Here is a 26,656-nt window from a genome sequence, read left to right as displayed (position 1 = left end):
CTTGATTGATGTTACCAAACTTTCTAATTGTTGGTGCTGCTAAAGCAGGAACCACCTCGCTTTTCGAGTATTTAGGAGAACATCCGCAAATATTTACTCCTGCCAAGAAGGAACCGAAATTTTTTTCGTATGGCTGCTACCCATCTCCACTAAAAGGCCCTGGTGATGACTTAGTAGAGTCTCAAATAGTCAAAAATTTCGATGAATATAAGAAATTATTTGACAATTCTGATGCATATCCTTTGCGTGGTGAAGCAAGTCCTGACTCGCTTTACTACTGGAATGGCGCAATCCCAAAGATTAAAAAAATATTAGGGGACGTTAAGATTATAATAATGATTAGAAATCCTGCAAATAGGGCATTCTCAAATTACATGCATTTAATAAGAGATGGCCGAGAAACTTTGAATTTTGAAGCGGCGCTTGATGCAGAGGAATATCGCATTAACCAAAACTATGAGTTCTTTTGGCACTACCGAGCATGTGGAATGTTAAGTGATGCAGTTTATTCGTATTGTAAAGAATTTACTAATGTGAAAATAATAATATTTGAAGAATGGATAAAAAACCTTAATGAAGAAATGGGAGAAATATATCAATTTTTGGGGGTGGATTACTATCCTTTTGCATCGATGGGTCAAGTTCATAATGAGTCTGGAATCCCCAAAAATTTAGTTTTGCAGAGAATAATCCATCCAAAAGGTTTTTCTAAAAAGGTTATTCGTGGTTTTTTTAAGACAATCCGTCTGTACTCATTAGCAAAAATGCTACGTAACAAACTTCGTAGTGCAAATCTTGACAAATCAACCAAGATTAATCCAATTACTTATGAGAGATTAATGTCTTTTTATGAAAATGATATAATCAAGCTAGAATCTTGCTTAGAAAGACCCATAAAACTATGGAAAATATAAAGTATGATTTTAAGGTTAGCTAAAAATTAACCCACTTTCGATTTCTATATAAAAAATTTTAATAATTTAGTATCTAAATAGGCCGCAATTTAAGCATTATCGATGAGTGGCAGGAACACGAGTATAGGTTGGGTTGCCCTAGAGGAGTATTAATGGAGGTTCGAGGTTACTTTACACTGATAGGCCAACCAATTAGATAGCTAGTCGCGTTTTTACTTCGCATTTTCACCTTTCGATTAAGACGGAAATGAAATTATTACTAACTCATAAGTTCTTTAAGCTCACCGGAGGTGCTGAAGTATTTTTCTTTGAAACCGGCCGATTACTTGAAGAACATGGGCATGAGGTTGTTTATTTTTCAACCAGCACATCAGACAATAGACCTAGCCCATATGAAAAGTATTTTATTGATCCACCCGAGTACAGCGATGGTAATATTTTGAGACGTGCATTTAATATTAAGCGGATGATTTACTCACTCAAGGCAAAAGAAAAATTTGCTCGTTTGCTAGATGATACAAAACCTGATTTAGTACATGCGTTTGCTATTCATGTTCACTTAACGCCATCTATCCTGGTGGCGGCCTACGAAGCAGATGTGCCGGTGGTAATGTCCTGCAATGACTATAAGCACATCTGTCCGAATTACAAACTCTATCATCATGGACATATCTGTACTGATTGCCGAGGTAAGCGTTTCTATAAAGCTATTGTCAATCGTTGTTGTAAGGATTCACTGGCATTCAGTATTGCAAGCAGTCTGGAGGCTTACTCGCATAATGCCATGAATATCTATAGTAAGTATGTTGATATGTATTTGTTTTCAAGTGAATTTATGGCGCGTGAAACTGAAAATTTTTGGGGTGTGGGTTCATTTTGTTGGGATATGCTACGCAATCCATTTGAAAGCCGGAAATATCCATACAGTCCGGATTATGAAGATTATGGACTTTACTTTGGGCGATTGATTGATGAAAAAGGTGTAGATATACTTGTAAGCGCAGCAGCACTTGCACCAACAGTTCGCCTTAAAATTGTAGGTAACGGTCCTGACGCAGGAAAGCTCAAAGCTTTAGCTAACAGTCTTGGCTTAAATAATATTGAATTTGTTGGATCGCTTTGGGGTACTGCCTTAGATGATATATTGAAGAGAACCCGATTCGTTGTAGTTCCGTCTGTGTGGCATGAAAATTTTCCTTATGTTATCAATCAATCTTTTGCTTTTGGAAAGGCTGTAATTGGAACAGATCGTGGTGGAATTCCTGAATTGGTAAAGCACGGTGAGCGAGGAATTGTATACCCAGCTCACGATATAAGATTATTAGCAGATGCAATGCTTGATTTATGGAATAATTCGGAAAAAGCAGTCGAAATGGGACGTAGAGCTAAAGAATATTCTGATTCGGAATTTAACGATGAACAGCAATACGAAAAGTTAATGAGTATTTATAAAAAGGTGCTAGATGCGCGTACTAGTTCTGGGCGGTAATGGATTTATTGGTTCACATCTTGTTGACGAGCTAAGAGCAATCGATTGCCGAATTCGTGTTTTTGATCGCAATCCAAATCGCTATCAGAAACCCCATCCTTTTGTAGATTACCGTATTGGAGCATTTAGCGACTCTGCGCAGATTGCAGAGGCGTTGCAAGATGTGGACATTGTTTTTCACCTAATCAGTACATCTGTGCCGAGTACTTCAAACCTTGATCCTGTTGCTGATATCAATGGAAATTTAGTTGGTACTGTGCAGCTAATCCAACAAATGATTAAGCTAGGGGTTAAGCGTATTGTTTATCTTTCTTCTGGAGGCACAGTATATGGAAATCCAACTATCGAGCCAGTCCCAGAAACACATCCATTAAACCCGATTTGCTCGTATGGTGTAATCAAAGTAGCTGTTGAAAATTATCTATTAATGTTCAAACAATTGCATGCAATCAAACCTGTTATTCTTCGCCCATCTAATCCATATGGTCCTCGACAGGGGCATATTGGTGTGCAAGGTGTTATCTCCACTTTCTTACAAAGATTGAAGGATGGTGACCGAATTCAGATATGGGGAGACGGCTCGGTTATTCGCGATTACATTTATATTAGTGATCTTGTTTCTCTCTGTGTGAAAGCTGGCTTTGGTGACGAGGTCGGAGTATTCAATGTGGGAAGTGGTGTTGGTTATTCACTTAATGACTTGCTAGAAATAATCCGTAGGGTTTCCGGAAAAAATTTAGACGTTGATTACCGGTCAGGAAGAGCATTTGATGTTAAGAAGATTACTTTAGATATAATTAAAACAAGAATTGAGTTCGATTGGCAACCAAAAACTGATATGGAAACTGGTATAAGAGCGCACTGGAATTGGTTATCTAATCTTGATTAACTATAATTGGTAATTGTTAAAACTAATTATGATTGCTCAAATTGACAAAGAATATATAAAAAAACGTCCAACAAAACTTTACAGTCGTTTGTTGAGTTATAGCTTGTTTGAAGGACGGCCTCTAACAACACAAGGACGGTGGATCAATCCACTAATATTTGCACTTTTCAACATTGAAAAACGTATTCCAGCACCTAAGTCTGTCCAAAAACCAATTTTTATCGTCGGTACCGGAAGAAGTGGTACAACAGTTCTCGGTATTGTGTTATCTATTCATCCAAATGTGGGTTTTCTTAACGAACCAAAAGCTATATGGCACTCAGCTTACGATAGAGAAGATTTAATCGGTAGTTACTCACGCGAAGATGCTAAATACAGATTAGGAGCTTTAGAGGCTACACAATCAGTCAAAAAATCCATGCATCGATTATTTGGCTGGTATTTAACATTAACCGGATCTTCACGTGTAGTAGATAAGTACCCTGAGTTAGTTTTTCGTTTACCTTTTGTGAAAAAAATATTTCCAGACGCAAAATTTCTTTTCCTTACACGCAATGGATGGGACACTTGTTATTCCATACAGAACTGGTCAAAACGACTAGGTAAACAGAAAATTAGAGAAACTCACGACTGGTGGGGTATAGATAAACGTAAATGGAAACTTCTAGTAGAACAGTTAGTTCCAGAACATCCTAGTTTAGCGGCGCATACAAAAGAAATTGCTGGTTTTACTCGCCATACCGACATGGCTGCTGTGGAGTGGATTATTACGATGCGTGAAGGACTTCGACTACAAGTTGAATATCCTAAAGATGTTCACACTGTCATCTATGAGAATCTTTGCTTGGAAACATCGAAGACTCTAACAGCATTAAGAGAATTCTGCGAATTAGCAATTGACAAAAAATTTGACGAATATGCAAAAAAAATCCTGCACCCTGTTGAACCTAAACCTCCTTTTGAACTACATCCCACGATTCAAGCCGAATTTAATGTGGTAATGCGCGAATTAGGATACTCAAGTGGATAAGGATTGATGGAGAAAATTGTCGAAATTGCAGGCATTCGCGGTATCCCTGCCAAACATGGTGGCTTTGAGACTTTTGCGGAATATCTATCCCTTTATCTAGTCGCACGAGGATGGGAAGTCACAGTTTACTGCCAGAAAAACGGCGATGACGGTCCGATTATAGAAGATGAATGGCAAGGTGTGCGTCGTTTCACCATTCCCGTGAAAAAAGAAGGTGCAATGGGCACTATCATCTTCGACTGGCGCTCCATACAACACTTAATAAAATCAAACCAAAGCAGTCTGGTCTTGACGCTCGGCTACAATACTGCTGCTTTCTGTCTGTCCTACCGCTTCAAGGGCATTCGCAACCTGATCAATATGGACGGCATCGAATGGCGGCGCGAAAAATGGCGCTTTCACGAGCGCGCCTGGCTTTGGCTCAATGAACGCTGCGGCTGCTGGTTTGGTAATCACCTGATCGCTGATCACCCAGCAATCAAGAATCACCTTGCAACCCGTGTCTCTCGCAACAAAATCACCATGATCCCGTATGGCGCACAGGAAATTACTGATGCTGACATTATCAAATTAAACGCTCTGGGTCTTTCACCCGGACGCTTCATCACTGTTATCGCCCGTCCTGAACCGGAAAATTCTATTCTTGAAATTGTCCGCGCCTTCTCCCGAAAACCGCGCAGTGTAATGCTGGTCATGCTGGGTCACTACCAGGATAGTAAACCCTTCCATCGAGCTGTTTGCCAAGCTGCCAGCAACGAGGTGCTGTTCCCCGGAGCAATTTATGATAAGGACATTGTCGAAGCCCTGCGTTTCTACAGCCGTCTTTATATTCACGGGCATCGCGTCGGTGGCACTAATCCCTCGCTGGTTGAGGCGCTTGGTGCTGGAAATGCGGTGTTGGCCCACGACAACTGCTTTAACCGCTGGGTTGCAGGGGACGACGCTCACTACTTCACCGACGAAGACGACTGTGCAAGGGAACTGGATCGACTGCTGGACGATGACAATGAAATCAACCGGATGCGTGCCGCCAGTCGCCAGCGGTTCCAGGAAGCGTTCACCTGGGATCAGGTATTGGGTCAGTATGAAAAACTTTTATTGGACTGGCTCGATAGATAGGAAAAGCGTTCTCAAGGAACGCGGTTACGAGCAAAAGCATCCCTGAGTAGTTGCAAGCGTGGTGCATTAGCCGACTTGGCTCGGTCATCTTTCTCTGTACCCGCAATTTCAGTGTCCCACACCGGCGCTTCTCGCCAAGCGTGATAGGTCCAGCTCCAGCCGTACTCCTCGAATAAATCGATCAAATCGCGAAGATAGTGCTCGCCGCTCTCGCCTGAATAGCGCGAAGCACTAAATTCGCCGATATAAATTGGTACCTGATGTAATCTTTGCCATTCTACCACTGGCGCCAATGTTTTCCGCAAAGCCTCCTTATCCCAATAGCGCAAACCAATGCGGCCAGGATATTTAATGCCGATTTTGAAATCCTTAACCCCTTGATGGGTAAACGAGCCAGGTTCATACATATGTGGACTGTAAATAATATTTGGATACAGGAGTGGCTCAAGATAGGTCAAGCCTTGCATTCTATTCACTCGTAGACCTAATACAGTACGGCCAACAGGAGGTTCAATAATAATTGGCGTTGTCTTGTCCTGTTTGCGCACGGTTTCAACAAGCCGCCGAATCAATGTGTTATAGTCAGCAGGTCCGTCTGGAAACGGCAATAACCTAGCGGCTGGTTCATTCAGCAGGTTATATCCGGCAATGACATCATTTCGATTTTGGTATTGTCTGGCAATACGATCCCAAAGACTATTGAGCAAATCATGATACTTAAAATCATGCCAAATTTCGTCATCTGGTGATGTGCTTGTATTGCGTTCAGTACCAGGCATTGTATGTGGATCAATCACGACTTTGACACCGTAATGCTTACACCAGTCAAGTATCTGATCGAGCTTTGCAAAAGCTTTTTCGTTAAATTCATAAGGTGGTTCTTTATGCATCAATGGCATTCGATTAAAACCGATTCGCAAAAGATTGCCGCCAAGATTGGCAAAGTCAGCAACATCCTTTTCACTCATTTCGACGCTCGCAGTAGCGCCACGAAAAGGCCCCCACTCAGTGGAATGAGCCGAAGTGAAAAGAGTATTCAGAGCGATAATGCAGATTAGCCTTATCAATAATTTGCAAAAAGCAGTCATGTGTATAAAATATCAGTGAATAGCAACATAAGGTAACAGGCATTGACCGGCGTTCGTTTGAAATGGCTGTATGATCCGCGTTTGTTCTGACCCGTGATCTTGGATGAGATATGGAACGCACCAACCCGCGCCCCTCCTCTCTGTAGGACTATTAACGGTGGTCACTCCGACTGCAGGTCTAGCGATGATCGATCTGCCGCCGATCCTGAGCCACAATCCGTTGCTGCACCCGCCGCTCATGCTCCGCGCGACGCACGTACTGGCGCACCTCGACCCCCTCAAGCGTACTGAAACTCCTTCTCAAGCGCCTGACTCGTTGCTCCAACTCCCACGCACACCGGCTCCCCTCCGCCAACGGCGTCTCCAGAAGCGCATACAAGCGCGGATCATCGCTATCCTTATCCAGTTGATAGACTTGCAAATCATATTCGCTATCAGCCGTGACTTCATCTTGCAGGGTACATGCCACGCGAACCGCCGCTTCCAGACCAAAATGACCGACGAACACGCCCTGACTCTCCGCTTTCGCCCACCCCAACCGGTGCTGCAAGCGCCGTAACGCGGGCAGACAACGCTCAGTGCGAAAAACCGCCCAAACCCATCCTGCAGCGACCGCCAGAAACCCGGCCAACATCCACCCCTCATCAACTCCCTCGAATAAACCCGCCAGACCCACGACCCCCAACAGCCCTTGCAACAGCACAATCATCAAAACGGCATCAGTCGCTCTGAACCCTGCGCGCAACAACAAATGATGCAAATGGAAGCGATCAGGCGCGAACAGCGGTTGGCCATGTCCGACGCGCCGAATCAACACTGCCAGCACATCAATCAACGGGATGGCCAATAACCACAAAGCGGTCATCGGCGTAATCACCCGCGCCGCCCCCTGAGACATCCCGATCAACAACCAGGCCAACAGCAGCCCCAACACCATCGCACCGCCACTACCGAGCCACGTCAGCGCTCGACCGCGAAGGCGACAAAGCAGGTTAAAACCAAGGACGCCGACCACCCCCGAAATCAAAGCCGCCAGCAAAACCAGCCACTGCGGCTGCTCAGCTCCCAGCATCACTATCGCCAGCAACAAGAGGCTGACTAACGCCACCGCACCGGCCAAATTCTCCATCTCATCCATCTTTCTGAACGCATGGATCACCATCAATATCGCAAACACTGTCAACACCGGCGCCAATGATCCTAATTCTACCGCGATGCTCGGCATGATTTCACCCAGGTCAGCGAGCACAATCCCACCGCCATACACCATCAGACCCGTCGCCAATACCTGGCTCAAACCGCGCATCCGGTAGCTCAATCGCCAAAGATCATCAGCAACCCCGATGACGAACAGAAACAAAACGCTACTCGCCACCACTCCCACTTCGGCGCTGCTCATCCATTGATGAACATGGGCCATCTTTAAACTCATCAAAACCGCACCAAGGATACCCAACCCACCAATGCACCGCGCACCGACAGAAGGTTGCTTGACCTCGCCGGAATCATCATCAAAAACCAGATAATGGAAAAACATCCGGCCCAGAATGGTTCCCATCAGTGAGGTCATCACGCCAACGCCCAGCAACAACAGCCACCCATGCCAAAACATGCCAATATCCCGTAAAACTTATACCAGGGTATCTGGTATCTCTTTAACCGTGATCAGCAAGATAAATGCCATCTTAACTCTCGTAAACCGCGCCACTGGGCTATCCTGCGAATAGCCCAACGAAAAAAAATACCTATCAGGATTTACCTGTACTTAAAATCGCCAGAAAGAGGTCAGAGAAGAGACAAGACTATTGAATTTTGAAACAAGTGTTTTTCACAATGTTTCATTTTGAAATGCATCTGCATGTTCTTCCACCTCTTCACGCCCCCCCGGCAACCAATCCGGGGCCTGCCCGCCATTACGCGCGCCGAGTCCAGTAAAATCAAACAATCGGATATCCGCCAGATGCGAAAGCGCTACATTTTGCAGTGCAGCAAACAAGTTCTCTACTCGCCCAGGGAATTGTCTCTCCCATTGCCGCAACATGGCCTTGATCGCTTGACGTTGCAGATTATCTTGCGAACCGCATAAGTTACAGGGAATGATTGGGAATTGACGAACTTCGGCATAAGCGGCCAAATCGCGCTCCTGGCAATAAGCCAGCGGACGGATCACCACATGCCGGCCATCATCGCTGAGCAACTTCGGCGGCATGGCCTTGAGCTTGCCGCCATGAAACAGGTTGAGAAACAAGGTTTCCAGGATGTCATCCCGGTGATGGCCCAGCGCGATTTTCGTCATGCCCTGCTCAGCGGCGAAGGTGTACAGGATTCCTCGCCGTAATCGCGAACAGAGTCCACAAGTCGTTTTGCCTTCGGGAATGACCCGCTTGACGACGCTATAGGTATCCTGCTCGATGATATGGAAGGGGATGCCGATACTGCGGAGATAGGCCGGTAGCGCCTGCTCGGGAAAGCCCGGCTGTTTCTGGTCGAGATTGACTGCAACCAGCTCAAAATCCACCGGCGCCCGCCCTTGCAGGTTACGCAGGATATCGAGCATAGCAAAGGAATCCTTGCCGCCGGACAGGCACACCATCACCCGGTCGCCATCCTCGATCATGTTGAAATCCTGAATCGCCCGGCCCACATTCCGGCGTAGGCGCTTCTGGAGTTTATTAAAGTTGAATTGCTGTTTTCTGATCGGCGCTGTCATCTCTGAGTCTCCGGGAACCGGTTGTGCAACCGGGAACTTTACCCGAAATTCCCCGTAATAGCGTCAGGCGGATGGCTTGCCGCCGGTTCGCCAGCGGACTAGACTCCGTTTCCATGACCACCGCGAAAGCCGTGTGTCGGGAACCCGCCCGGACCCTGTTGGCTGTGCCGGACAAACCAGACCCCGCCATTTTTCGGAGAACTCCACCTATGGAGACCCATGACATCGAACATTACAAACACCGGCTCGTCGAATTGCGCGTCGAGCACCGCGACCTGGACGATGTGATCGCCCGCCTGGCCAAAGACCCTCTGGTCGACGAACTGGAACTAAAACGTCTCAAAAAACGCAAACTCATGCTTAAAGACATGATCGCCCATCTGGAAAGCAAGATCATTCCCGACCTGAACGCCTAAGCCGATCCATCCTCCGGCCCCTCCCCCCTAACGGGCGAGGGGAGTGCATAGCGACCACCGATCTACGTTAACTCCCCGTACTTTTTTACATGTAATTCTTTCGCTTGACCGATCCAGCCATCGCGACGAATGCGCCCATTCAGGTGAATCACCTCGGTTTCCAGTTTTTCGATGTCCGCACCGGTCAACGCGGCAATCTGTTCATAGCGCTGGATGCCGGCGGCATTCAATTTGTTTTCCAGCACCGGCCCGATCCCAGTGATCAGTTTCAAATCATCAAAGTTCGCTGCCTGGGCGGTCATGATCGTCTGCCGGTCGCCTGCCAGTTCCCTGATTTGCTCATTGATCTCTTGCAACCGTCGGGCAATGCCCTGTAAATCATCACGGGTCGGCACGCCCAGACGCCTTAACGCCCGCAAGACGCGCCCCTCAAAAATCTGTTCCAGGTGATCCAGGGCCTCGGGAAGGTTCTTAATTGTTTGCCCGTTCATTGTTCACTCCTCTTCGGACTATTATCCGAATTTTGCTCCATCGGTTTAACCTGAAATCAATGTAACAGGCAAAACTAGTGCAAACATCCTAATGCCAAGGCCACGGCTTATCACTGGATATGATAAAGTAGTGCATTAATCATCAGTTGATCCGACCTTATCCTGGCCGGCAACATCTCCCCACTACTCTGCAATCATGCTGATCACCCCATGATCCTGAGCCGTTTTCTCAAGCCCAAGTGGCAACACACTGATCCCGAGACCCGCAAACAGGCTTTGCAGGGGCTGGAGCCGACTGACCCGACATTGACTGAACTAGCGCGGCGCGATGCTGATCCTGCGATTCGTTGCGCTGCGCTGGCGCGTCTCGATGATCTCGACCTGCTCCAGATGCTTGCTCGTGAAGAGGCGAACCTGGAAGTGCGCGCTGCCGCCCAAGACCAGTATCACCGCCTGCTGGCCGGCAAGGTTGTCGAAGGGCCGCCGCTGGCCGAGCGGTTGGAACGCTTGCGCCAGAGCGCTGATCCGATGCTGATTGAGTTCCTGTTGCGCCACGCGGTTGAACCAGAGCTGCGTCTGGCCGCGCTGGAACAGGTTACATCAGAAACGGCTCTGGCCGAGATCGCTGCGCAAAACGCGCATCTGGATATGCGTCTGGCCGCGCTGGAGCGGGTACAGGATCTCGAACTACTCGAGCAGGTGGTTCGCCAAAGCCGCAACCGCGACAAGCGCGTCTATCGCCAGGCCAAAGAGCGACTGGACGCCCATCAAACAGCTCAGGCCCAAGCGGCGTGCCTCGAACGGCTGTGCAATGAAATGGAAAACCTGCGCTGGGATGGTGAAAGCGGGCTTAATGCGGGTCGGTTCCCGAAGCTGGATCAGGAATGGCGAAGCCATGAAACCGGGACTTCCCCGGAACAGCGGGAGCGCTATAACCAAGCACGGGAACGCTTTCTAGTTGAACGACAGACCAGCGCCAATCGCCGGACCCAACGTCTGGAACTGATTGCCTCACTGGAAAACCTGCTGGAGCGGTTGCGCCAACAAGGCGAATCCAGCGCCGAACTTATAGCCGCCATCCAGTATGGAACTCGCGAAGCGCCCGCCGCTTGGGCGTATTTTGGTGCCGTCCAGGATAGTGAGGGTCGGCGGCTGGAACAACGCTTTCAGGAACTGGTCGCCGCTATTCACGAGCAGGAGCGCATCTTGCAACACAACCAGGTTCACGCTAATCGCCTGCGCGAAGTCTTGCAACAGATGGAAAAACTGTTGAAGCAACCCAGTGAAGTCCAGGAAACCGACATCACCCCCTTACGCAAGCAATGGGACTCCTTGGAACGCCCCGAATCTCGCACGTTAGCTGCTGAATTGCAGAATGAATTTGATAGCCTCCTCGATAAATTGCGCGCTCGGATACAGCGTCAGCTTCAGGAGCGCGATCGGGAATGGCAGGAACTTCAAGAAGTGACCGCGCAACTCGAGGCTGCGATCGAAAACGGTGAATCACAACAAGCAACGGACCTTCAAGAACAAGCCCGCCGGCAGCTTAAACAGAATATTGGGTTAAGCCGGGCGCAGATGGGACAAATCGAGGAGCGCCTGCAAAGCTGCGCCGCGCAACTGGGCAAGCTGCGCGACTGGCGGCGCTGGGGCGCTCATCAGGCGCGCGAACAATTATGCGCTACCGCTCAGGAATTGATTGGCCTGGACATTGACCCTACCGAAATTGCGCGGCGCATTCAACAGGCTCGCGATGCCTGGAAGGCGCTGGATCATCAGGAAGGCGCAGCGCCCAAAGCACTCTGGAAGCGATTTAACAGCACCTGCGAACGTGCTTATGCGCCTTGTCAGGCTCATTTTGAAGCTCAGGCGCGTGAGCGCCAGCAGCATTTTGCGCAAAAATCCGCGCTGTGCGCCCACCTGGAACAGTTTGAAGTGACTACAGACTGGCAACAGGTTGACTGGCGGGAAGCCGACCGGGTGCGTCGCCGCGCACAGGAACAATGGTACAAACTGGGTCCGGTCAACCGCACCGACCGCAAACCTCTGGATCGTCGCTTTCAACGGGTTTTACAACGCCTGGACACCCATTTGGACGCTGAGCGTGATCGTGAAGTGCAACGTCGCCAGCAACTCATCGATCAGGTTCAGGGGGTCATGGACAGCACTGATCTGCGCGTCGCTATCGAAACCGCTAAGCGCGCCCAGGCGGAATGGCCGCCGACCGTGCAAGCATCGCCTCGCCAGGAACAATCCCTTTGGAAAGCATTTCGCGCCGCATGTGACGCAGTCTTCGCCCGCCGCCAAGCGGAACATCAAGCTGCTGATAACGAACGCCAGGCCCACCTAGCCAGCAAACAGGCGCTATGCGAGGAAATCGAAGCACTGGTCGAGGTCGATCACGAACATCTGCCGCAAGCGCAGGCGCGATTGCAGGCGGTCCAGCAGGCGTGGGGCGCTATTGGCTCCATACCCCGGACGGAACAACGCATCCTTGAACAGCGCTTTGAGAGCGCTGTTCGCCAGTTTACCGGCCATGAACAGGCGCTGCGCCGAAACCGTGACGAGCAAGTTTTCCAGCACTTACATCAATACTCGCGGTTGTGCGGCCGATTGGAGGCGCTACTCATAACGCAGCCGGTAGATGCTGCGGTGTTGGAAGCTGTGCGACAGGAATGGGCGACATTGCCGGAACTACCAGAATCGTTGAAGGAATCGCTGCAACACCGGTTCGACCGGGTCTGTCAGGCGCTGACCGCCCCCCCCGAACAAGTGAAGCAACTCCGCACGGAGCTGGAGCACAACCTGGAACGCAAGAAGATCTGGTGTGTCTGCATGGAGATCGTTGCAGGAATGGAATCGCCGCCCGCTTTTGCTCAGATGCGGATGGAATACCAGGTCGCTCGGCTGTCGGCCTCCTTGGCCGGGGACGTCACCAAACCTGAGGCGCTTTACGATTCGAAAGCATTACGTGAGCAATGGTGTCTGACGGGCGCTTTACCTACTGAAGAGGAAGCGGAACTGGATGCCCGGTTCCTGAATGCCCTGCAAACCGAGTGGCGCCGTGAGGAGGTCTAAACCCGGATTGGCGCGTCTTACCTGGCGCTGCCTGTGAAACCGGGTGACTTGTTGCTGGCGCTGCTGGCAAATGTGGCTTGGTCGCTGAATTTCCTGGCGGGAAAAGCGGGCGTCGAGCATTTTCCGCCGCTGATGTTCTCTACTCTGCGCTTCACGGTGCTGATTCTGCTGCTATGGCCCTGGTTGCGCTGGTTTCCGGGAAAAATGCGGCCGGTGCTGGAAATCAGTTTTCTGTTGGGTGTCTTTCATTTCAGTATGATTTTCATTGGGTTGGATGTCAGCGGCGACATTTCTTCAGTGGCGATCGCCGCGCAGCTCTATGTCCCTTTCTCGGCGCTGCTGGCGGTGGTATGGCTAGGTGAGCGGTTGGACCGTTGGCGAATTGGCGGAATCGCGGCCGCCTTTGCCGGTGTGATGATTATTGGCTTCGATCCGACGGTAATTGCCCATCTGGACGCCTTGGCGTGGATCGCTGGCGCTTCGCTGGTCATGGCGATTGCGACGATTTTGATGCGCCGTTTATCGAGCGTCAGCGTTTTTACACTACAAGCCTGGATCGGTGCGGTAGCTGCTCCGAATCTGTTGTTGTTATCGCTGCTACTGGAACAGGGACAAGTTGAAGCGTTGCGCACCGCAAACTGGCTGGATTTTGCCATGCCGGTCTATTCGGCCGTTGGCGCTTCGCTAGTGGGGCACGGTATTGTCTATTATCTGTTGACCCGTTATCCGGTCAGCCTGATCACGCCATTATTGTTGCTGGCGCCGGTGCTGGCGGTCTTACTGGGCGTAATGGTGTGGGGCGATCAGCCGACCTGGAAATTGCTGCTGGGCGGGTTGATGACGCTGGCAGGCGTCGCGGTGATTACTCTGCGGGCGTCTGAATCTTCGCCTGGAGAAACCGGAAACCCTTCAATACTCCCGGCGGATCAGCTGCTCGATCAAAGGTTGGAGGATCAGTTCCATGGCAAAACCCATCTTGCCGCCCGGGACCACAATGGTATTGCGACGCGACATGAATGAGTCGTGGATCATATGTAGGAGATAATGAAAATCCGGATGGGTTTTACGCGGCTCCTTGAAGCGGATCACTACGAAACTCTCATCCAGGGTTGGAATATCGCGGGCGCTGAAAGGATTAGAGGTATCCACCGTTGGCACCCGCTGGAAATTAATATCGGTGCAGGAGAATTGCGGCACGATGTAATGGGTGTAATCATACATCCGCCGCAGAATGGTATCGGTTACGGCTTCAGCGCTATATCCTCGTTCGGCGGTGTCACGATGGATTTTCTGGATCCATTCCAGATTGACGATGGGCGTCACGCCAATCAGCAAGTCGACATAACGCGCCACATTGACTTTATCGGTGATGACCCCGCCATGCAGTCCCTCGTAGAACAACAGGTCGCTGCCAGGCGGTAACAAGGTCCAGGGCGTAAAAATGCCGGGCTTCTGGCCGTAGCGATCGGCTTCCGCTTGATCATGGAGATAATAGCGCCGCAACCCGGTTCCCCGCTCACTGTATTCCATGAACAGAGATTCCAGCCGGTCGAACAGATTACCCTCGGGGCCGAAGTGACTGAAATTACGACCTTCTTGCAATGCTAGATCGACCTGTCGCTGCATCTCCTCGCGGTCGTAACGGTGAAAGCTGTCACCTTCGACAATCGCGGCATTGATCCCGTCCCGCCGAAAGATGTGTTCCATCGCGACCCGAACCGTTGAGGTGCCAGCGCCGGACGAACCGGTAATAGCGATAATCGGATGCTGTTTGGACATGGCCGCTCCGCGAAGTGAATTCAAGCGGCTTTAATTATACCCCGAGTTATATTGCAGTGCAGCAAACAGGTTACCGCTATCTTTCACTCTGTTCTCTGAGTACAAGTACGCCCCGCCTGTTCCAGCAATCGCCTCAGCTGATAGCGATAAATAAATCCAGGTAGCGCGCTGACCGCGAACAGACACAGCGTCACCGTGTAAAACTCCCAGTCCCGTTCATGCATCGCGCCGGTCGCCTTATATTCCAGCCCCAACCCGATACCGATGATCAGACCATACAACAGACCCCATTCGATGAGCCGCAACCAAAACGGCTTCGCCCGCCGATCAAGGCGGGCGATTACAAACCACCAGCGTTCGGTCAACCAAGGCAGGTTAGCGGCAACCGCCGCCAACACCAGCCACAGACCGACAATCAGGCTTTGCGTCATCCGGTCAATTCAGCATCGCCGTCGCGCACCAAGTCATCAAGGCTGTCGGATACAAGCCGAGCAATACTAACAACAAACCGTTCGCGCTGATCACGATCTCCGTATCCCGACTCATTTCAATCTCCGGCTCGCCCGCCTCGGACTTGTCGAAGTAGATGCATTTGACCACCCGCAGATAGTAGAAAGCGCCGATCACCGAGAACACCACACCCACCAGCGCCAACCAGACCAAGCCGATGTCCACCACCGCCTGCAACACCACCCATTTGGCATAAAACCCCGCCAAAAACGGCACGCCGGCCATGGACATCATGATCATCATCATCAGGAATGCCAACCATGGATTACGATCATTCAAGCCTTTGAAATCATCAATGTTCTCCGCCTCAAAGCCAGTGCGGCTCAACAGGATGACCATGCCGAACGCTCCCACCGCCATCAACACATAGACGATAGCGTAAAACATGGACGCTGCGTAACCCTCAGCGGTGCCGGCTAGAATACCGAGCAACAGAAAACCGACATGGGAAATAGTCGAGTAGGCCAGCATCCGCTTAATGTTACTTTGGACGATCGCGACCAGATTGCCAACAGCCATCGACAGCACCGCCAGAATAATCAGCATCTCCCGCCAGTCACCCTGCAACGTACCTAGACCATCGACCAGAACCCGCATGATCAGAGCAAAGGCCGCCAGCTTGGGCGCTGAACCAATGTACAACGTGACCGAGGTGGGGGCACCCTGATAAACATCCGGCACCCACATGTGGAACGGCACGGCACCCAGCTTGAACGCCAAGCCGACGACCAGAAACACCAGTCCAAACACCAGCACCAAGTTTTCCATGCCCTGGCCGGCCACCACATCGGCCACGACCTGGAGATCGATGCTGCCGGTCGCGCCGTAAATCATCGAAATCCCGTACAGCAACATCCCGGAGGCCAATGAACCCAACACGAAGTACTTCATAGCCGCCTCGGAGGCGACCGGGGAGTCACGGTCGGTCGCCACCAGCGCATACAAGGACAACGAGAGCAATTCCAGGCCCAGATACACGGTGAGCAGGCTGTGCGCTGACACCATGATCATCATGCCCAGCACCCCAAACAGGCCCAACACATAATACTCGCCCTTGAACAGGTCACGCTGACGCAGATAATCGCGCGAGTACAGAAACCCAGCGGCGGTGGCGAGATAAATGAACAACTTGAGCAAATCACCCATTGCATCCTTGATGTAATGACCAAACATAGTGGTCACCGGCGCATGGGCGTAAGTCACCAGGGTCAACAGCGCCGCGCCCAATAGGGTGAGCTGCGCCAATCCGTAGGTAATGTGTCGTTGCCGTTGTTCCAGGAACGCATCAATGACCAGGAGCAAACAGGCCAGAGTTAGTACGAACAGTTCCGGCAGAACCGGCATGAAATCAGGGGCGACGAAATTCATTGGATTATCCCTATTCTCCGATTTCTTCTCTGCAAGGAACAATTACAATAACTTGGATGCGGTAACCTGCTGAAGCAGATTATCCACAGAGGTATGCATCACCGAGGTCAGTGGATCTGGCCAAACCCCGAGCAGCAGCACCGCCGCCGCCAGCAGACTCAGCATGATGATTTCACGGGTGCTCACGTCTTTCAGTTCAGCGACATGGCTGTTGCCGATTTCGCCAAAGATCACCCGTTTGACTAGCCACAGGGTATAGGCCGCACCTAGGATCAGGGTGGTGCAAGCCAAAAAAGCGATCCAGAAACTAGCCTTGAAGCTGCTGAGAATCACCATAAATTCGCCAACGAATCCTGAAGTGCCGGGCAACCCGGCGTTGGCCATGCCAAACAACACCATAAAAGCGGCAAAAATCGGCATAGTATTGACGACGCCGCCGTAATCCCTGATCTGACGGGAATGCACCCGGTCGTACAGCACGCCGACGCACAGGAACAACGCGCCGGAAATGAAGCCATGTGACACCATCTGCACCATGCTGCCTTCAATGCCCATAGCCGCGCCGCTCAGGCTGCCCGTATCGCGATAGATGCTGAACACGATGAAGAAGCCCAGCGTTACAAACCCCATGTGTGCGATGGAAGAATAGGCGATCAGCTTCTTCATATCCTGCTGAATCAGGGCTACCAGACCGATATAGACCACGGCGATCAGCGACAGCGTAATCACCAACCAGTCCAGCGTCCCGGCGGCATCTGGGGTAATCGGCAGGGCAAACCGCAGGAAACCATAACCGCCAATCTTCAAAGTAATCGCCGCCAGAATCACAGACCCTCCGGTCGGCGCCTCAACGTGAGCATCCGGTAACCAGGTATGCACCGGCCACATCGGCACCTTAACCGAAAAACCCAGCAGGAAGGCGAAGAAGATCAGCACCTGTTCGGTCAGGCTCAGCGGCAGCTTGTGGAAATCGAGAATCTCAAAGCTGCTCGATTGGTTGTACAGGTAGATCAGAGCAATCAGCATGAACACCGAACCAAGGAAGGTGTACAGGAAAAACTTGATCGTCGCATACACTCGGCGCGGCCCGCCCCAAATACCAATGATCAGAAACATCGGGATTAGCATCGCCTCGAAGAACACATAGAATAGAATCGCATCCAGCGCGGCAAACACCCCGATCATCAACCCTTCCATGATCAGGAACGCCGCCAGGTACTGGGCAATCCGGTACTGCACCACTTCCCAGCCGGCGATCACCACCAGCACGGTCATGAACGCAGTCAGCAGGATCAACGGCATGGAGAACCCATCAACACCCAGATGGTAATTGACGCTGAACATGGGAATCCACGGCACGAATTCCTGGAATTGCATGGACGCCGTGGTGGCGTCAAACGACGAAAACAGTGGGATACCGATCAGAAAACTCAGGATCGCGACCGTCAGGGCCAGCGCCTTGGCGCGCGCGGGGTTTTCGTCACCCACGAACAACACCGCAATGCCGCCCAGGATCGGGAACCAGATAACGAGACTCAACAGAGGCAGTTCCGACAGCATGGTTTTTCTTCTTCCAGGTTAGCGGGCGACGAACCAAGTCAACAGGATCAGCAGGCCGATGATCATAGCAAAGGCATACGTATACAGATAACCGGTCTGTATATATCGGACGATGGCGGCGAACCAGCCAACCAGGCGGGCCGAACCATTAACCATCACACCATCGATCAGCCCGGCGTCGGCATACTTCCACAGCGCCGTTCCCAGCTCCCGACTGCCGCGCATGAACACCGACTGGTAGATTTCGTCGAACAGGTACTTGCGCACCATGATGTCGTACAGCACCGCGAACTTTTGCTGGATCAGTTCCGGCAGATCCGGTCGCATCATGTACAGATAGAATGCCGAGCCGAATCCAGCCAGCACCAAAATAAAGGGCAACCCGGTTAAGCCATGTGCGGCGAAGCTAACCGCACCGTGGAAATGTTCGGCGAGATGCTTGAGGACATCATGTTCCGGCGCAATAAAGATAGCATCCTTGAATCCTCCGCCAAACAGCAACGGCTCAATAGCCAAGGCGCCGATGATCACCGAGGGAATGGCCAGCATCATCAAAGGCACAGTCACCACCGCCGGGGTTTCGTGCAGATGTTCCTTTGTATGATGATCCATACGCTCCTGGCCGTGGAACACAATGAAGTACAAGCGGAATGAGTAGAACGAAGTGATAAATACACCCAGCATGACCGAGAAGTAGGCGAAACCGGCGCCAGCGATCTCCGAGTAATGCACGGCTTCCAAGATACTGTCCTTGGAGTAGAAGCCGGCAAAGCCTGGTGTGCCGATTAACGCCAGGGTGCCCACCAGGAAAGTGAACCAGGTAATCGGCATATACTTCCACAACCCGCCCATCTTACGGATATCCTGCTCATGGTGCATGGCGATGATCACCGATCCTGCGCCAAGGAACAGCAACGCCTTGAAAAAGGCGTGGGTCATCAGGTGGAAAATCGCAGCCGAGTAGGCCGATACGCCTAGCGCGACCGTCATATAGCCCAGTTGCGAAAGGGTCGAATAGGCCACCACCCGTTTGATGTCATTCTGGATGATGCCCAGGAAGCCCATGAACAGCGCAGTGATCGAGCCAATGACCAGCACCACGCTCAGCGCGGTCTCCGACAATTCAAACAACGGCGACATACGCGCCACCATGAAAATACCGGCGGTCACCATCGTCGCGGCATGGATCAATGCCGAGATCGGCGTCGGACCTTCCATCGAATCCGGCAGCCACACATGCAGTGGGACCTGCGCCGATTTACCCATCGCGCCAATAAACAGCAGGATGCAAATCAGGGTCATCAGCGACCAATCCACGCCGGGAATCACCTGCACCGTCATCTCTTTCACCAATGGCGCGGCGGCGAACACATCCGCGTAATCGATGCTGTTAAATGTCATTAGCACGGCGGCGATGCCCAGCAGAAAACCGAAATCCCCCACTCGATTGACTAGGAAGGCTTTCAACCCGGCAAAAATGGCGCTTTCACGCTTATACCAGAAGCCAATCAGCAGATAGGACACCAGACCCACCCCTTCCCAGCCGAAGAACAATTGCAGGAAGTTGTTAGCCATCACCAACATCAACATAGCGAAGGTGAACAATGCGATATAACTAAAGAAACGCTGGTAGCCATCATCGTCATGCATATAGCCGATGGTGTAGATATGGACCATCAGCGACACGAAAGTCACGGTGGAAATCATCACCGCGGTCAGATTATCGACCAAGAAGCCGATCTCGAAGCGAATGCCTTCGACCACCATCCAGGTGTAGACCGAACCGTTGTAGGGATCAGCGCCGTCCAGAACGTGATGACGCAGCACCACCAACGACAAGAGGAAGGAAATCGCCACGCCGATAATAGTCACCCAGTGAGCGCCAGCGCGGCCAATCTTGCGGCCAAACAAACCGGCGATAATGGCGCCGAACAAGGGCGCCAGCACAATCGCGAGATAGACATTTTGCATGGGCTAACCCTTCAGCGTGTCGAGGTCGGCGACGTTGATGGTGCGGCGGTTACGGAACAGCACCACCAGGATGGCCAGGCCAATGGCCGATTCAGCCGCGGCCACGGTCAGAATGAAAAATACGAAAACCTGGCCAATCGTGTCGCCGAGGAACTGCGAGAAAGCGATGAAGTTAAAATTCACCGCCAGCAGCATCAACTCAATCGACATCAATAAAATGATGACGTTTTTCCGGTTCAGAAAGATACCGGCTACGCTGAGACAAAAGAGGATTGCGCCCAGCACAAGGTAATCAGTCAGTGCAATCATCGGTTTTCTTTCAATCCTGGTTGTCCTGAATGAGGGATGATTGGGGCGCAAGTTTCTTTTCCGGGGCCATGCGCACCACACGCACCCGATCATCCCGCGATACGCGCACCTGCTGCCCTGGATCCTGGGATTTCACGCCTTCCCGACGCCTCATAGTCAGCGAGATGGCGGCAATGATCGCCACTAGCAGGATTACCGAGGCAATCTCAAATGGATAGACATAAAAGGTGTACAAGACGCTGCCCAGCTCTTTGGTATTGCTGTAATCCGCCGCATGGGACATCAGGCTGTACTGATCCGGGCCAAAATAATTGGAACTAACCACCAGCCCCATTTCAATCACAATAAGCAGGGCGACAGTTGCGCCGACCGGCAGGTATTTGATGAAGCCTTCCCGCACCGGATCGACATTCAGGTCGAGCATCATGACCACGAACAGGAACAGCACCATCACCGCGCCGACATAGACCAACACCAGGGTAATGGCCAGAAACTCCGCTTCAATCAACAGCCAAAGCGCGGCGCTAGTGAAAAACGCCAGCACCAGGAACAACGCGGCATGTACGGGGTTGCGCACCGTGATGACTCTGACCGCAGCAAAGATCAAGATCAGAGCAAAGACGTAGAACAGAAATTTTTCAAATCCCATGAGCGGACCTGCTGGTTATTTTCTGGAAACGGGGCCGGTTAGCGATAAGCCGCATCAGCGGCCCGGTCGGCGGCAATCTGGGCTTCGCAACGGTCGCCATGCGCCAGCAACTTCTCCTTGGTCATGATATGCTCGCCGCGCTTCTCGAAATGATAATCAAAGGTCCGGGTTTCCACGATGGAATCCACCGGACAGGCTTCCTCGCAGAAGCCGCAGTAGATGCACTTGAACAAATCAATGTCATAGCGGGTTGTACGCCGGGTGCCATCCTCGCGCTGCTCGGATTCAATGGTAATCGCCAGCGCTGGACAAACCGCCTCGCACAGTTTGCAGGCAATACACCGTTCCTCGCCATTCGGGTAACGACGCAGGGCATGTAGACCGCGAAACCGGTGCGACAACGGGGTTAGCTCTTCCGGGTATTGCACCGTGATCTTTTTGGAAAACAGATAACGGCCGGTCACTCCCAAACCCAGCAACAGTTCCCACAACACGAAACTCTTGAAGTAGTAACGAAGGGCGTTCAGTGTGTTCATCACTTTACTCCGCATCAATCAAACCACGGACCGACTTGGCCCAGTACGCCCAGCCCGATCACCAGGATCCACACCAGGGTCACTGGAATAAACACCTTCCATCCCAGGCGCATGATCTGATCATAGCGGTAGCGGGGAAAGGTCGCGCGGAACCAGAGGAAAAACAGCAGCAGGAACGAGATCTTGATGATGAGCCAGATCGCCCCAGGTACGAAGGCAAACAGACTGCCCAACACCGGAACGCCCTCGAACGGCGACAGCCAGCCGCCCAGGAACAAGGTCGAGGCCAGCGCCGACACCAGGATCATGTTGGCGTATTCCGCGAGGAAGAACACCGCGAAAGCCATACCAGAATAATCGACATGGAAGCCAGCCACGATCTCTGATTCGCCTTCCGCCACGTCAAACGGCGCGCGGTTGGTTTCCGCCACGCCGGAGATGAAGTACACCAGGAACAACGGCAGCAGCGGCAACCAGAACCAGTGCAACAGGTTACCTTGCTGAGCCAGTACAATCTGGTTGAGATTCAGACTGCCCGCCGCCATCAACACCCCGACCAGCGCGAAACCCATGGCGATTTCATAAGCGACAATCTGCGCCGCCGAACGCATGGCACCCAGAAAGGCGTATTTGGAATTCGAGGCCCATCCGGCAATGATCACCCCATAAACGCCCATCGAAGTTAAGGCAATCAGATACAACAGACCGGCGTCCAGATGCGAAATCATCAGGCCATCGCCAAAGGGAATCACCGCCCAGGCCGCCAGCGCTGGACCGAAGGACACGACCGGCGCCAGGAGAAACAGGAAACGATCTGCGCGGGTCGGAATGACGATTTCCTTGAACATCAGCTTCATGGCGTCAGCAATCGGTTGCAGCCAACCCTTGGGGCCGACCCGGTTGGGCCCGATTCGCACCTGCATATAGCCAATAATCTTGCGCTCGGCAAAGGTCAGATAGGCCACCGCCAACAACAGCGGCATCAGTACGGCGACAATTTTCAGAAGGTTAAAGATGACCGTCCACAGCGTTTCCATGATCCCGGATCCTGGTTGTTATTGAATGGCCACCGGCCCCACTGCCGGCCCGAGCGCAATACTGCCGTGCAACCCCGCCGGAATCCAGGCACATCCTCGGGGAATGCTCTCGTCCAGCATTAAAGGCAAATCGACCGCGACGCCGTTCTGGCGCACCTGAACCTGTTCGCGTCCAGCGACCCCCAGTTCCTGGGCTACATCCGGATGCAAACGCACCTCGGCAGGCCGCATCAAAGCGCTGGTCTGCAAGGAACGGGCGCGTCGAACCAATGGATCAGTGGCGTAAATCGGCACATCCGCTACCCGCAACAGGCCATCGGTCTGGAACAGAGTCAGTGGTTGGCCGAAATCCGGCGCATTATCCGGCCGTACCTGAGCGCAGGCATTTTGCGCCTCGGCCAGAACTTCCTCGGAACTGGTGTAATCGAAACCGCTCACCCCACACAGGTTGCCCAGCACGCGCAAGACCTTCCAGGCTGGACGCGCCTCGCCAAACGGTTTGGTCGCGCCCTGAAAACTCTGCCAGCGCCCTTCGGCATTGACATAGGTTCCTGAAGTTTCCGCGAAGGTAGCAACGGGCAGAATGATTTTTGCGTACTGTTTACTGACTGCACTGGCGTAGGGACTCAGTGCAATCACCTGTTCCGCGCTCTGCATGGCTTTCAGCGCCGCCGCGCCGTCCCAGCAATCCAGTTCCGGTTCAACGCCAATCAGCACGTAAGCCTTGCGCGAAGTTTCCAGCATTGCCCGCACATCCAGACCGGCGATCGGCGCCAATTGACCACCTGGCAGACGGTGTGGCAACGCGCCGGTTAACCAGCCACCGGCAGAATTCGCCGCTTCCGGCAAATAACCCAGCCAGGCGCTGGTCTGCTGCGCCACGAAACCCGCCAGCGCCCGCAGTGCGGCCAACGCGGGATGCGCCAGCGCTAAATTGCCTAGCAGCACCGTGCTTGCTGCGTTATTCGCCAAGTGAGCAGCCATCGCGCGTTCTGTTTCACCTGGAGCTCCGGACGCCAAACTCGCCAGATTTCCCGGTAGAGTTGTGCCTTTCAGTTCGGCAACAGCCTGGGCGACGCCGGCCAAGGCCGCTACCATGCCGGCAGGATCAACAATCCGCTTGGCGGCGACCGGGAAGCGAAATTCAAAGTCGCGGGGATTAATGAACATGATCTGCCCGCCCGCCAGCGCCGCCTTGCGCAAACGATGGCCAGCCAGCGGTTGCTCCATGCGCACATTAGAGCCGATCAGCAGCGCCGCACCCACTTTTTCCAAATCCTCCAGCGCCTGCCCCAGCCAGGGGAACACCGGCGCTGCCGCCTGATCGCTGAAATCAGCCTGTCTGAGCCGGTGATCAATATTCACGACCTCCAGACCCCGCGCCAGTTTTTGCGCCAGATACATTTCCTCAACCGTGGCGGTCGGGGAAATCAGAAAACCGACGGCAGCAGGACCATGTTGGGTGATCACATCCTTTAAATGAGTCGCTACCGCTTCCAGGGCGGATTCCCAACTCGCTTCAACGCCGTCAACCAGCGGTCCGGCCAACCGGTCGTCGCTGTAGATGCCCTCGTAACCGAATCGATCCCGGTCGGAAATCCAGGTTTCATTAATCGACTCGTTCTCGCGCGGCGCGACCCGCATTACCTGGCCACGCAGGGTGTGGATGAAGATGTTGGAGCCGACGGAATCATGCGGCGCAACGCCCGCGTGTTGCACATATTCCCAGGAACGTCCCTTGTAGCGGGAAGGCTTAGCGGTCAGCGCCCCGACCGGACACAGATCGATGACATTGCCCGACAGTTCCGAAATCACACTATGAGCAACGAATGTGCCGATTTCCACATTTTCGCCGCGGCCAGTCGCGCCCAGCTCACGCAACCCAGCAATTTCCTCACCGAAGCGCACGCAACGGGTGCAGTGAATACAACGGGTCATTTCCGTGGCGATCAGCGGACCGATATCCTTGTCCCGAACCACCCGCTTGCGCTCGGCAAAGCGCGATACATCGCCGCCATAACCCAGCGCTACGTCCTGTAACTCGCACTCCCCGCCCTGATCGCAAATGGGACAATCCAGCGGATGATTGATCAGCAGGAATTCCATGGTACCTTTCTGCGCGGCCAGCGCCTTGGGCGATCGGGTATAAACCTTCATACCCTCCATCACCGGAGTCGCACAGGCCGGCAGCGGCTTGGGCGCCTTTTCCACCTCGACCAGACACATCCGGCAATTGGCGGCGATGGACAGTTTCTTATGATAACAGAACCGGGGGATAGGAATGCCCGCCGCATCAGTGATCTCGATGAGCATCGCGCCCTTACGGGCTTGCAGCGCAATGCCGTTAACTTCGATATTGACCTGTTCCTCGCTCATCTCTTACCCACTGCAACGGTGTTAGTGGTTTCGCGGCTCATGCAGCCAGCGCCGTAGCGCCGGCAACCATGCTGCGCTTGTACTCGATGTAATAGGCGAATTCGTGACGGTAATGCTTGACGAAACTGCGCACCGGCATGGCCGCGGCGTCGCCTAGCGCGCAAATGGTGCGTCCTTCGATCTTGCTGGCCACGCTGTCTAGTAATTCCAGATCCTCGGGCCTGCCCTTGCCTTCGACAATTCGGGTGACCACACGATACAACCAGCCGGTGCCTTCGCGACAGGGCGTGCATTGCCCGCAGGATTCAGAGAAGTAAAACCGCGAGACGCGCTGCAGCACCTTAACCATGTCGGTGGTGTCGTCCATCACGATCACCGCGCCGGAGCCGAGCATCGAACCGGCCACCTTGGCGATGGAATCGTAGTCCATGTTGGCTTTCAGCATCGTCTCGCCCGGTACGACTGGCACCGAGGAACCGCCAGGAATCACCGCCTTGAGCTGACGCCCTTTCCAAACACCGCCTGCTAGAGCCAGCAGATCGGCGAAGGGCAGACCCAGCGACACCTCGAAATTACCCGGTTTCTCGACATGCCCAGACACCGAGAAAATCTTCGTACCCCCCGCATTCGCTGTCCCTAGACTGGCGAACCATTCACCGCCATTTAACACAATCGCCGGCACCGAAGAAAACGACTCGGTGTTATTGATGGTGGTCGGGCGACCGTACAGACCATAACTGGCGGGAAATGGCGGTTTGAAGCGCGGTTGGCCTTTCTTGCCTTCCAGCGACTCCAGCAGGGCGGTTTCCTCACCGCAGATATAAGCGCCAGCGCCCAGGGTTGGGTACAAATCAAAGTCAATGCCGGAACCCTGGATATTCTTGCCAAGCAACCCGGCGGCATACGCTTCCTTGACCGCATCCTCAAACCGCCGGTAAGGCTCGTCCAGAAATTCGCCGCGCATGTAGTTGTAACCGACCGTGGAACCGGTAGCAAACCCGGCAATGGCCATGCCTTCCACCAAGGCATGTGGGTTAAAGCGCAAGATGTCGCGATCCTTACAGGTGCCTGGCTCCGACTCGTCGGAATTACACACCATGTACTTTTGAACCGCAGCGTTGCGCGGCATGAACGTCCACTTCAAACCGGTCGGGAATCCCGCGCCGCCCCGTCCGCGCAATCCAGATTTCTTGACTTGGTCGATGACCTGATCGCCGGTCAATTCACCGGCCAAAATTTTCTTCCAGGCTGCGTAGCCGCCCACGCTTTGATAGGTCTCCATCGACCAGGGCCGATCCAGGCCCAGCGTCCGGTAGCACACCTCGTTAGCCATTGTG

At 52.6% G+C, this 26,656-nt stretch carries 23 protein-coding genes; 8 read left to right on the top strand and 15 right to left on the bottom strand.

Annotated elements, in window-relative coordinates; genetic code table 11:
• Positions 1 to 8: 8 nt before the first annotated feature.
• The 5 genes from H6973_02690 (at position 9) to H6973_02670 (ending at position 5,441) form a co-directional block, all read left to right on the top strand.
• Positions 9 to 914 (top strand): sulfotransferase, encoded by a 906-nt coding sequence (locus tag H6973_02690; protein ID MCP5124566.1) that lies wholly within the window; start codon positions 9 to 11, stop codon positions 912 to 914.
• A 247-nt stretch (positions 915 to 1,161) separates the two neighbouring features.
• Positions 1,162 to 2,403 (top strand): glycosyltransferase family 4 protein, encoded by a 1,242-nt coding sequence (locus tag H6973_02685; GenBank protein ID MCP5124565.1) that lies wholly within the window; start codon positions 1,162 to 1,164, stop codon positions 2,401 to 2,403.
• Positions 2,378 to 3,292, top strand: a complete 915-nt coding sequence (locus tag H6973_02680) for an NAD-dependent epimerase/dehydratase family protein (protein ID MCP5124564.1) — start codon at positions 2,378 to 2,380, stop codon at positions 3,290 to 3,292. Before H6973_02685 ends, H6973_02680 begins: the two co-directional genes overlap by 26 nt.
• An 88-nt stretch (positions 3,293 to 3,380) precedes the next feature.
• Positions 3,381 to 4,322, top strand: a complete 942-nt coding sequence (locus H6973_02675; protein MCP5124563.1) for a sulfotransferase — start codon at positions 3,381 to 3,383, stop codon at positions 4,320 to 4,322.
• 6 nt (positions 4,323 to 4,328) lie between these two features.
• Positions 4,329 to 5,441, top strand: coding sequence for a DUF1972 domain-containing protein (locus tag H6973_02670; protein MCP5124562.1), 1,113 nt, complete (start codon positions 4,329 to 4,331; stop codon positions 5,439 to 5,441).
• 11 nt (positions 5,442 to 5,452) lie between these two features.
• Here H6973_02670 and H6973_02665 read toward each other — a convergent pair whose 3' ends face one another.
• The 3 genes from H6973_02665 to ttcA all read right to left on the bottom strand — a co-directional run bounded on the left by H6973_02665 (position 5,453) and on the right by ttcA (position 9,239).
• Positions 5,453 to 6,409, bottom strand: a complete 957-nt coding sequence (locus H6973_02665; protein ID MCP5124561.1) for a cellulase family glycosylhydrolase — start codon at positions 6,407 to 6,409, stop codon at positions 5,453 to 5,455.
• A gap of 298 nt (positions 6,410 to 6,707) precedes the next feature.
• The gene (locus tag H6973_02660) at positions 6,708 to 8,141 is read right to left on the bottom strand and encodes an undecaprenyl/decaprenyl-phosphate alpha-N-acetylglucosaminyl 1-phosphate transferase (GenBank protein MCP5124560.1); all 1,434 of its coding nucleotides are present in this window, start codon (positions 8,139 to 8,141) and stop codon (positions 6,708 to 6,710) included.
• A gap of 216 nt (positions 8,142 to 8,357) precedes the next feature.
• On the bottom strand, positions 8,358 to 9,239 hold the full coding sequence (gene ttcA, locus H6973_02655; GenBank protein ID MCP5124559.1) for a tRNA 2-thiocytidine(32) synthetase TtcA: 882 nt from the start codon (positions 9,237 to 9,239) through the stop codon (positions 8,358 to 8,360).
• Between the two features lie 209 nt (positions 9,240 to 9,448).
• Between ttcA and H6973_02650 the strand changes: the two genes are divergently transcribed.
• Positions 9,449 to 9,655 (top strand): YdcH family protein, encoded by a 207-nt coding sequence (locus tag H6973_02650; GenBank protein ID MCP5124558.1) that lies wholly within the window; start codon positions 9,449 to 9,451, stop codon positions 9,653 to 9,655.
• 62 nt (positions 9,656 to 9,717) lie between these two features.
• Here H6973_02650 and H6973_02645 read toward each other — a convergent pair whose 3' ends face one another.
• On the bottom strand, positions 9,718 to 10,146 hold the full coding sequence (locus H6973_02645) for a phasin family protein (GenBank protein MCP5124557.1): 429 nt from the start codon (positions 10,144 to 10,146) through the stop codon (positions 9,718 to 9,720).
• Positions 10,147 to 10,356: 210 nt separating this feature from the next.
• Here H6973_02645 and H6973_02640 point away from each other — a divergent pair, with 210 nt between their 5' ends.
• Both H6973_02640 and H6973_02635 read left to right on the top strand, forming a co-directional pair.
• Positions 10,357 to 13,224, top strand: a complete 2,868-nt coding sequence (locus H6973_02640) for a DUF349 domain-containing protein (protein MCP5124556.1) — start codon at positions 10,357 to 10,359, stop codon at positions 13,222 to 13,224.
• Positions 13,225 to 13,257: 33 nt separating this feature from the next.
• The gene (locus H6973_02635; GenBank protein MCP5124555.1) at positions 13,258 to 14,244 is read left to right on the top strand and encodes a DMT family transporter; all 987 of its coding nucleotides are present in this window, start codon (positions 13,258 to 13,260) and stop codon (positions 14,242 to 14,244) included.
• On the opposite strand, the gene H6973_02630 is transcribed toward H6973_02635, so the two are convergent.
• From H6973_02630 to nuoF, 11 genes are all read right to left on the bottom strand, one after another.
• Entirely contained in the window at positions 14,134 to 15,003 is an 870-nt protein-coding gene (locus H6973_02630) for a phosphoribulokinase (GenBank protein MCP5124554.1), read from the bottom strand. The genes H6973_02635 and H6973_02630 overlap by 111 nt on opposite strands.
• Positions 15,004 to 15,086: 83 nt before the next feature.
• Positions 15,087 to 15,434 carry a DUF2818 family protein gene (locus H6973_02625; protein ID MCP5124553.1) on the bottom strand — a complete coding sequence of 116 codons (348 nt, stop codon included), beginning with the start codon at positions 15,432 to 15,434 and terminating at the stop codon, positions 15,087 to 15,089.
• Between the two features lie 4 nt (positions 15,435 to 15,438).
• Positions 15,439 to 16,881 carry an NADH-quinone oxidoreductase subunit NuoN gene (gene nuoN / locus H6973_02620; protein ID MCP5124552.1) on the bottom strand — a complete coding sequence of 481 codons (1,443 nt, stop codon included), beginning with the start codon at positions 16,879 to 16,881 and terminating at the stop codon, positions 15,439 to 15,441.
• Positions 16,882 to 16,923: 42 nt separating this feature from the next.
• Positions 16,924 to 18,441: an NADH-quinone oxidoreductase subunit M gene (locus H6973_02615; protein ID MCP5124551.1), complete on the bottom strand. Its 1,518-nt coding sequence runs from the start codon at positions 18,439 to 18,441 to the stop codon at positions 16,924 to 16,926.
• Positions 18,442 to 18,459: 18 nt separating this feature from the next.
• Entirely contained in the window at positions 18,460 to 20,412 is a 1,953-nt protein-coding gene (gene nuoL / locus H6973_02610; GenBank protein ID MCP5124550.1) for an NADH-quinone oxidoreductase subunit L, read from the bottom strand.
• A gap of 3 nt (positions 20,413 to 20,415) precedes the next feature.
• Positions 20,416 to 20,721 carry an NADH-quinone oxidoreductase subunit NuoK gene (nuoK, locus tag H6973_02605; GenBank protein ID MCP5124549.1) on the bottom strand — a complete coding sequence of 102 codons (306 nt, stop codon included), beginning with the start codon at positions 20,719 to 20,721 and terminating at the stop codon, positions 20,416 to 20,418.
• Positions 20,722 to 20,731: 10 nt separating this feature from the next.
• Positions 20,732 to 21,370: an NADH-quinone oxidoreductase subunit J gene (locus H6973_02600; protein ID MCP5124548.1), complete on the bottom strand. Its 639-nt coding sequence runs from the start codon at positions 21,368 to 21,370 to the stop codon at positions 20,732 to 20,734.
• 38 nt (positions 21,371 to 21,408) lie between these two features.
• A complete protein-coding gene (gene nuoI / locus H6973_02595) occupies positions 21,409 to 21,897 on the bottom strand; it encodes an NADH-quinone oxidoreductase subunit NuoI (protein ID MCP5124547.1) in 489 nt (162 codons plus the stop codon).
• A gap of 23 nt (positions 21,898 to 21,920) precedes the next feature.
• Positions 21,921 to 22,943, bottom strand: coding sequence for an NADH-quinone oxidoreductase subunit NuoH (gene nuoH, locus H6973_02590; GenBank protein MCP5124546.1), 1,023 nt, complete (start codon positions 22,941 to 22,943; stop codon positions 21,921 to 21,923).
• An 18-nt stretch (positions 22,944 to 22,961) separates the two neighbouring features.
• Positions 22,962 to 25,319: an NADH-quinone oxidoreductase subunit G gene (locus tag H6973_02585; protein ID MCP5124545.1), complete on the bottom strand. Its 2,358-nt coding sequence runs from the start codon at positions 25,317 to 25,319 to the stop codon at positions 22,962 to 22,964.
• A 37-nt stretch (positions 25,320 to 25,356) separates the two neighbouring features.
• Positions 25,357 to 26,652 carry an NADH-quinone oxidoreductase subunit NuoF gene (gene nuoF / locus H6973_02580; GenBank protein ID MCP5124544.1) on the bottom strand — a complete coding sequence of 432 codons (1,296 nt, stop codon included), beginning with the start codon at positions 26,650 to 26,652 and terminating at the stop codon, positions 25,357 to 25,359.
• Positions 26,653 to 26,656 lie beyond the last annotated feature (4 nt).

Source organism: Gammaproteobacteria bacterium (genome assembly GCA_024235095.1).
Taxonomy (GTDB): domain Bacteria; phylum Pseudomonadota; class Gammaproteobacteria; order Competibacterales; family Competibacteraceae; genus UBA2383.
Note: the sequence above shows the minus strand (reverse complement) of the source record. Positions and strands in the feature narration are given on the sequence as shown.

Coding starts and splice junctions, on each gene's coding strand:
- H6973_02670 (MCP5124562.1), top strand. CDS start 4,329: ATGGAGAAAATTGTCGAAATTGCAGGCATTCGCGGTATCCCTGCCAAA.
- H6973_02660 (MCP5124560.1), bottom strand. CDS start 8,141: ATGTTTTGGCATGGGTGGCTGTTGTTGCTGGGCGTTGGCGTGATGACC.
- H6973_02625 (MCP5124553.1), bottom strand. CDS start 15,434: ATGACGCAAAGCCTGATTGTCGGTCTGTGGCTGGTGTTGGCGGCGGTT.
- nuoN (MCP5124552.1), bottom strand. CDS start 16,881: ATGAATTTCGTCGCCCCTGATTTCATGCCGGTTCTGCCGGAACTGTTC.
- nuoH (MCP5124546.1), bottom strand. CDS start 22,943: ATGGAAACGCTGTGGACGGTCATCTTTAACCTTCTGAAAATTGTCGCC.
- H6973_02615 (MCP5124551.1), bottom strand. CDS start 18,441: ATGCTGTCGGAACTGCCTCTGTTGAGTCTCGTTATCTGGTTCCCGATC.
- H6973_02640 (MCP5124556.1), top strand. CDS start 10,357: ATGATCCTGAGCCGTTTTCTCAAGCCCAAGTGGCAACACACTGATCCC.
- H6973_02680 (MCP5124564.1), top strand. CDS start 2,378: ATGCGCGTACTAGTTCTGGGCGGTAATGGATTTATTGGTTCACATCTT.
- H6973_02600 (MCP5124548.1), bottom strand. CDS start 21,370: ATGGGATTTGAAAAATTTCTGTTCTACGTCTTTGCTCTGATCTTGATC.
- H6973_02645 (MCP5124557.1), bottom strand. CDS start 10,146: ATGAACGGGCAAACAATTAAGAACCTTCCCGAGGCCCTGGATCACCTG.
- H6973_02690 (MCP5124566.1), top strand. CDS start 9: ATGTTACCAAACTTTCTAATTGTTGGTGCTGCTAAAGCAGGAACCACC.
- H6973_02665 (MCP5124561.1), bottom strand. CDS start 6,409: ATGAGTGAAAAGGATGTTGCTGACTTTGCCAATCTTGGCGGCAATCTT.
- H6973_02630 (MCP5124554.1), bottom strand. CDS start 15,003: ATGTCCAAACAGCATCCGATTATCGCTATTACCGGTTCGTCCGGCGCT.
- nuoL (MCP5124550.1), bottom strand. CDS start 20,412: ATGCAAAATGTCTATCTCGCGATTGTGCTGGCGCCCTTGTTCGGCGCC.
- H6973_02650 (MCP5124558.1), top strand. CDS start 9,449: ATGGAGACCCATGACATCGAACATTACAAACACCGGCTCGTCGAATTG.
- H6973_02585 (MCP5124545.1), bottom strand. CDS start 25,319: ATGAGCGAGGAACAGGTCAATATCGAAGTTAACGGCATTGCGCTGCAA.
- nuoF (MCP5124544.1), bottom strand. CDS start 26,652: ATGGCTAACGAGGTGTGCTACCGGACGCTGGGCCTGGATCGGCCCTGG.
- H6973_02685 (MCP5124565.1), top strand. CDS start 1,162: ATGAAATTATTACTAACTCATAAGTTCTTTAAGCTCACCGGAGGTGCT.
- nuoK (MCP5124549.1), bottom strand. CDS start 20,721: ATGATTGCACTGACTGATTACCTTGTGCTGGGCGCAATCCTCTTTTGT.
- ttcA (MCP5124559.1), bottom strand. CDS start 9,239: ATGACAGCGCCGATCAGAAAACAGCAATTCAACTTTAATAAACTCCAG.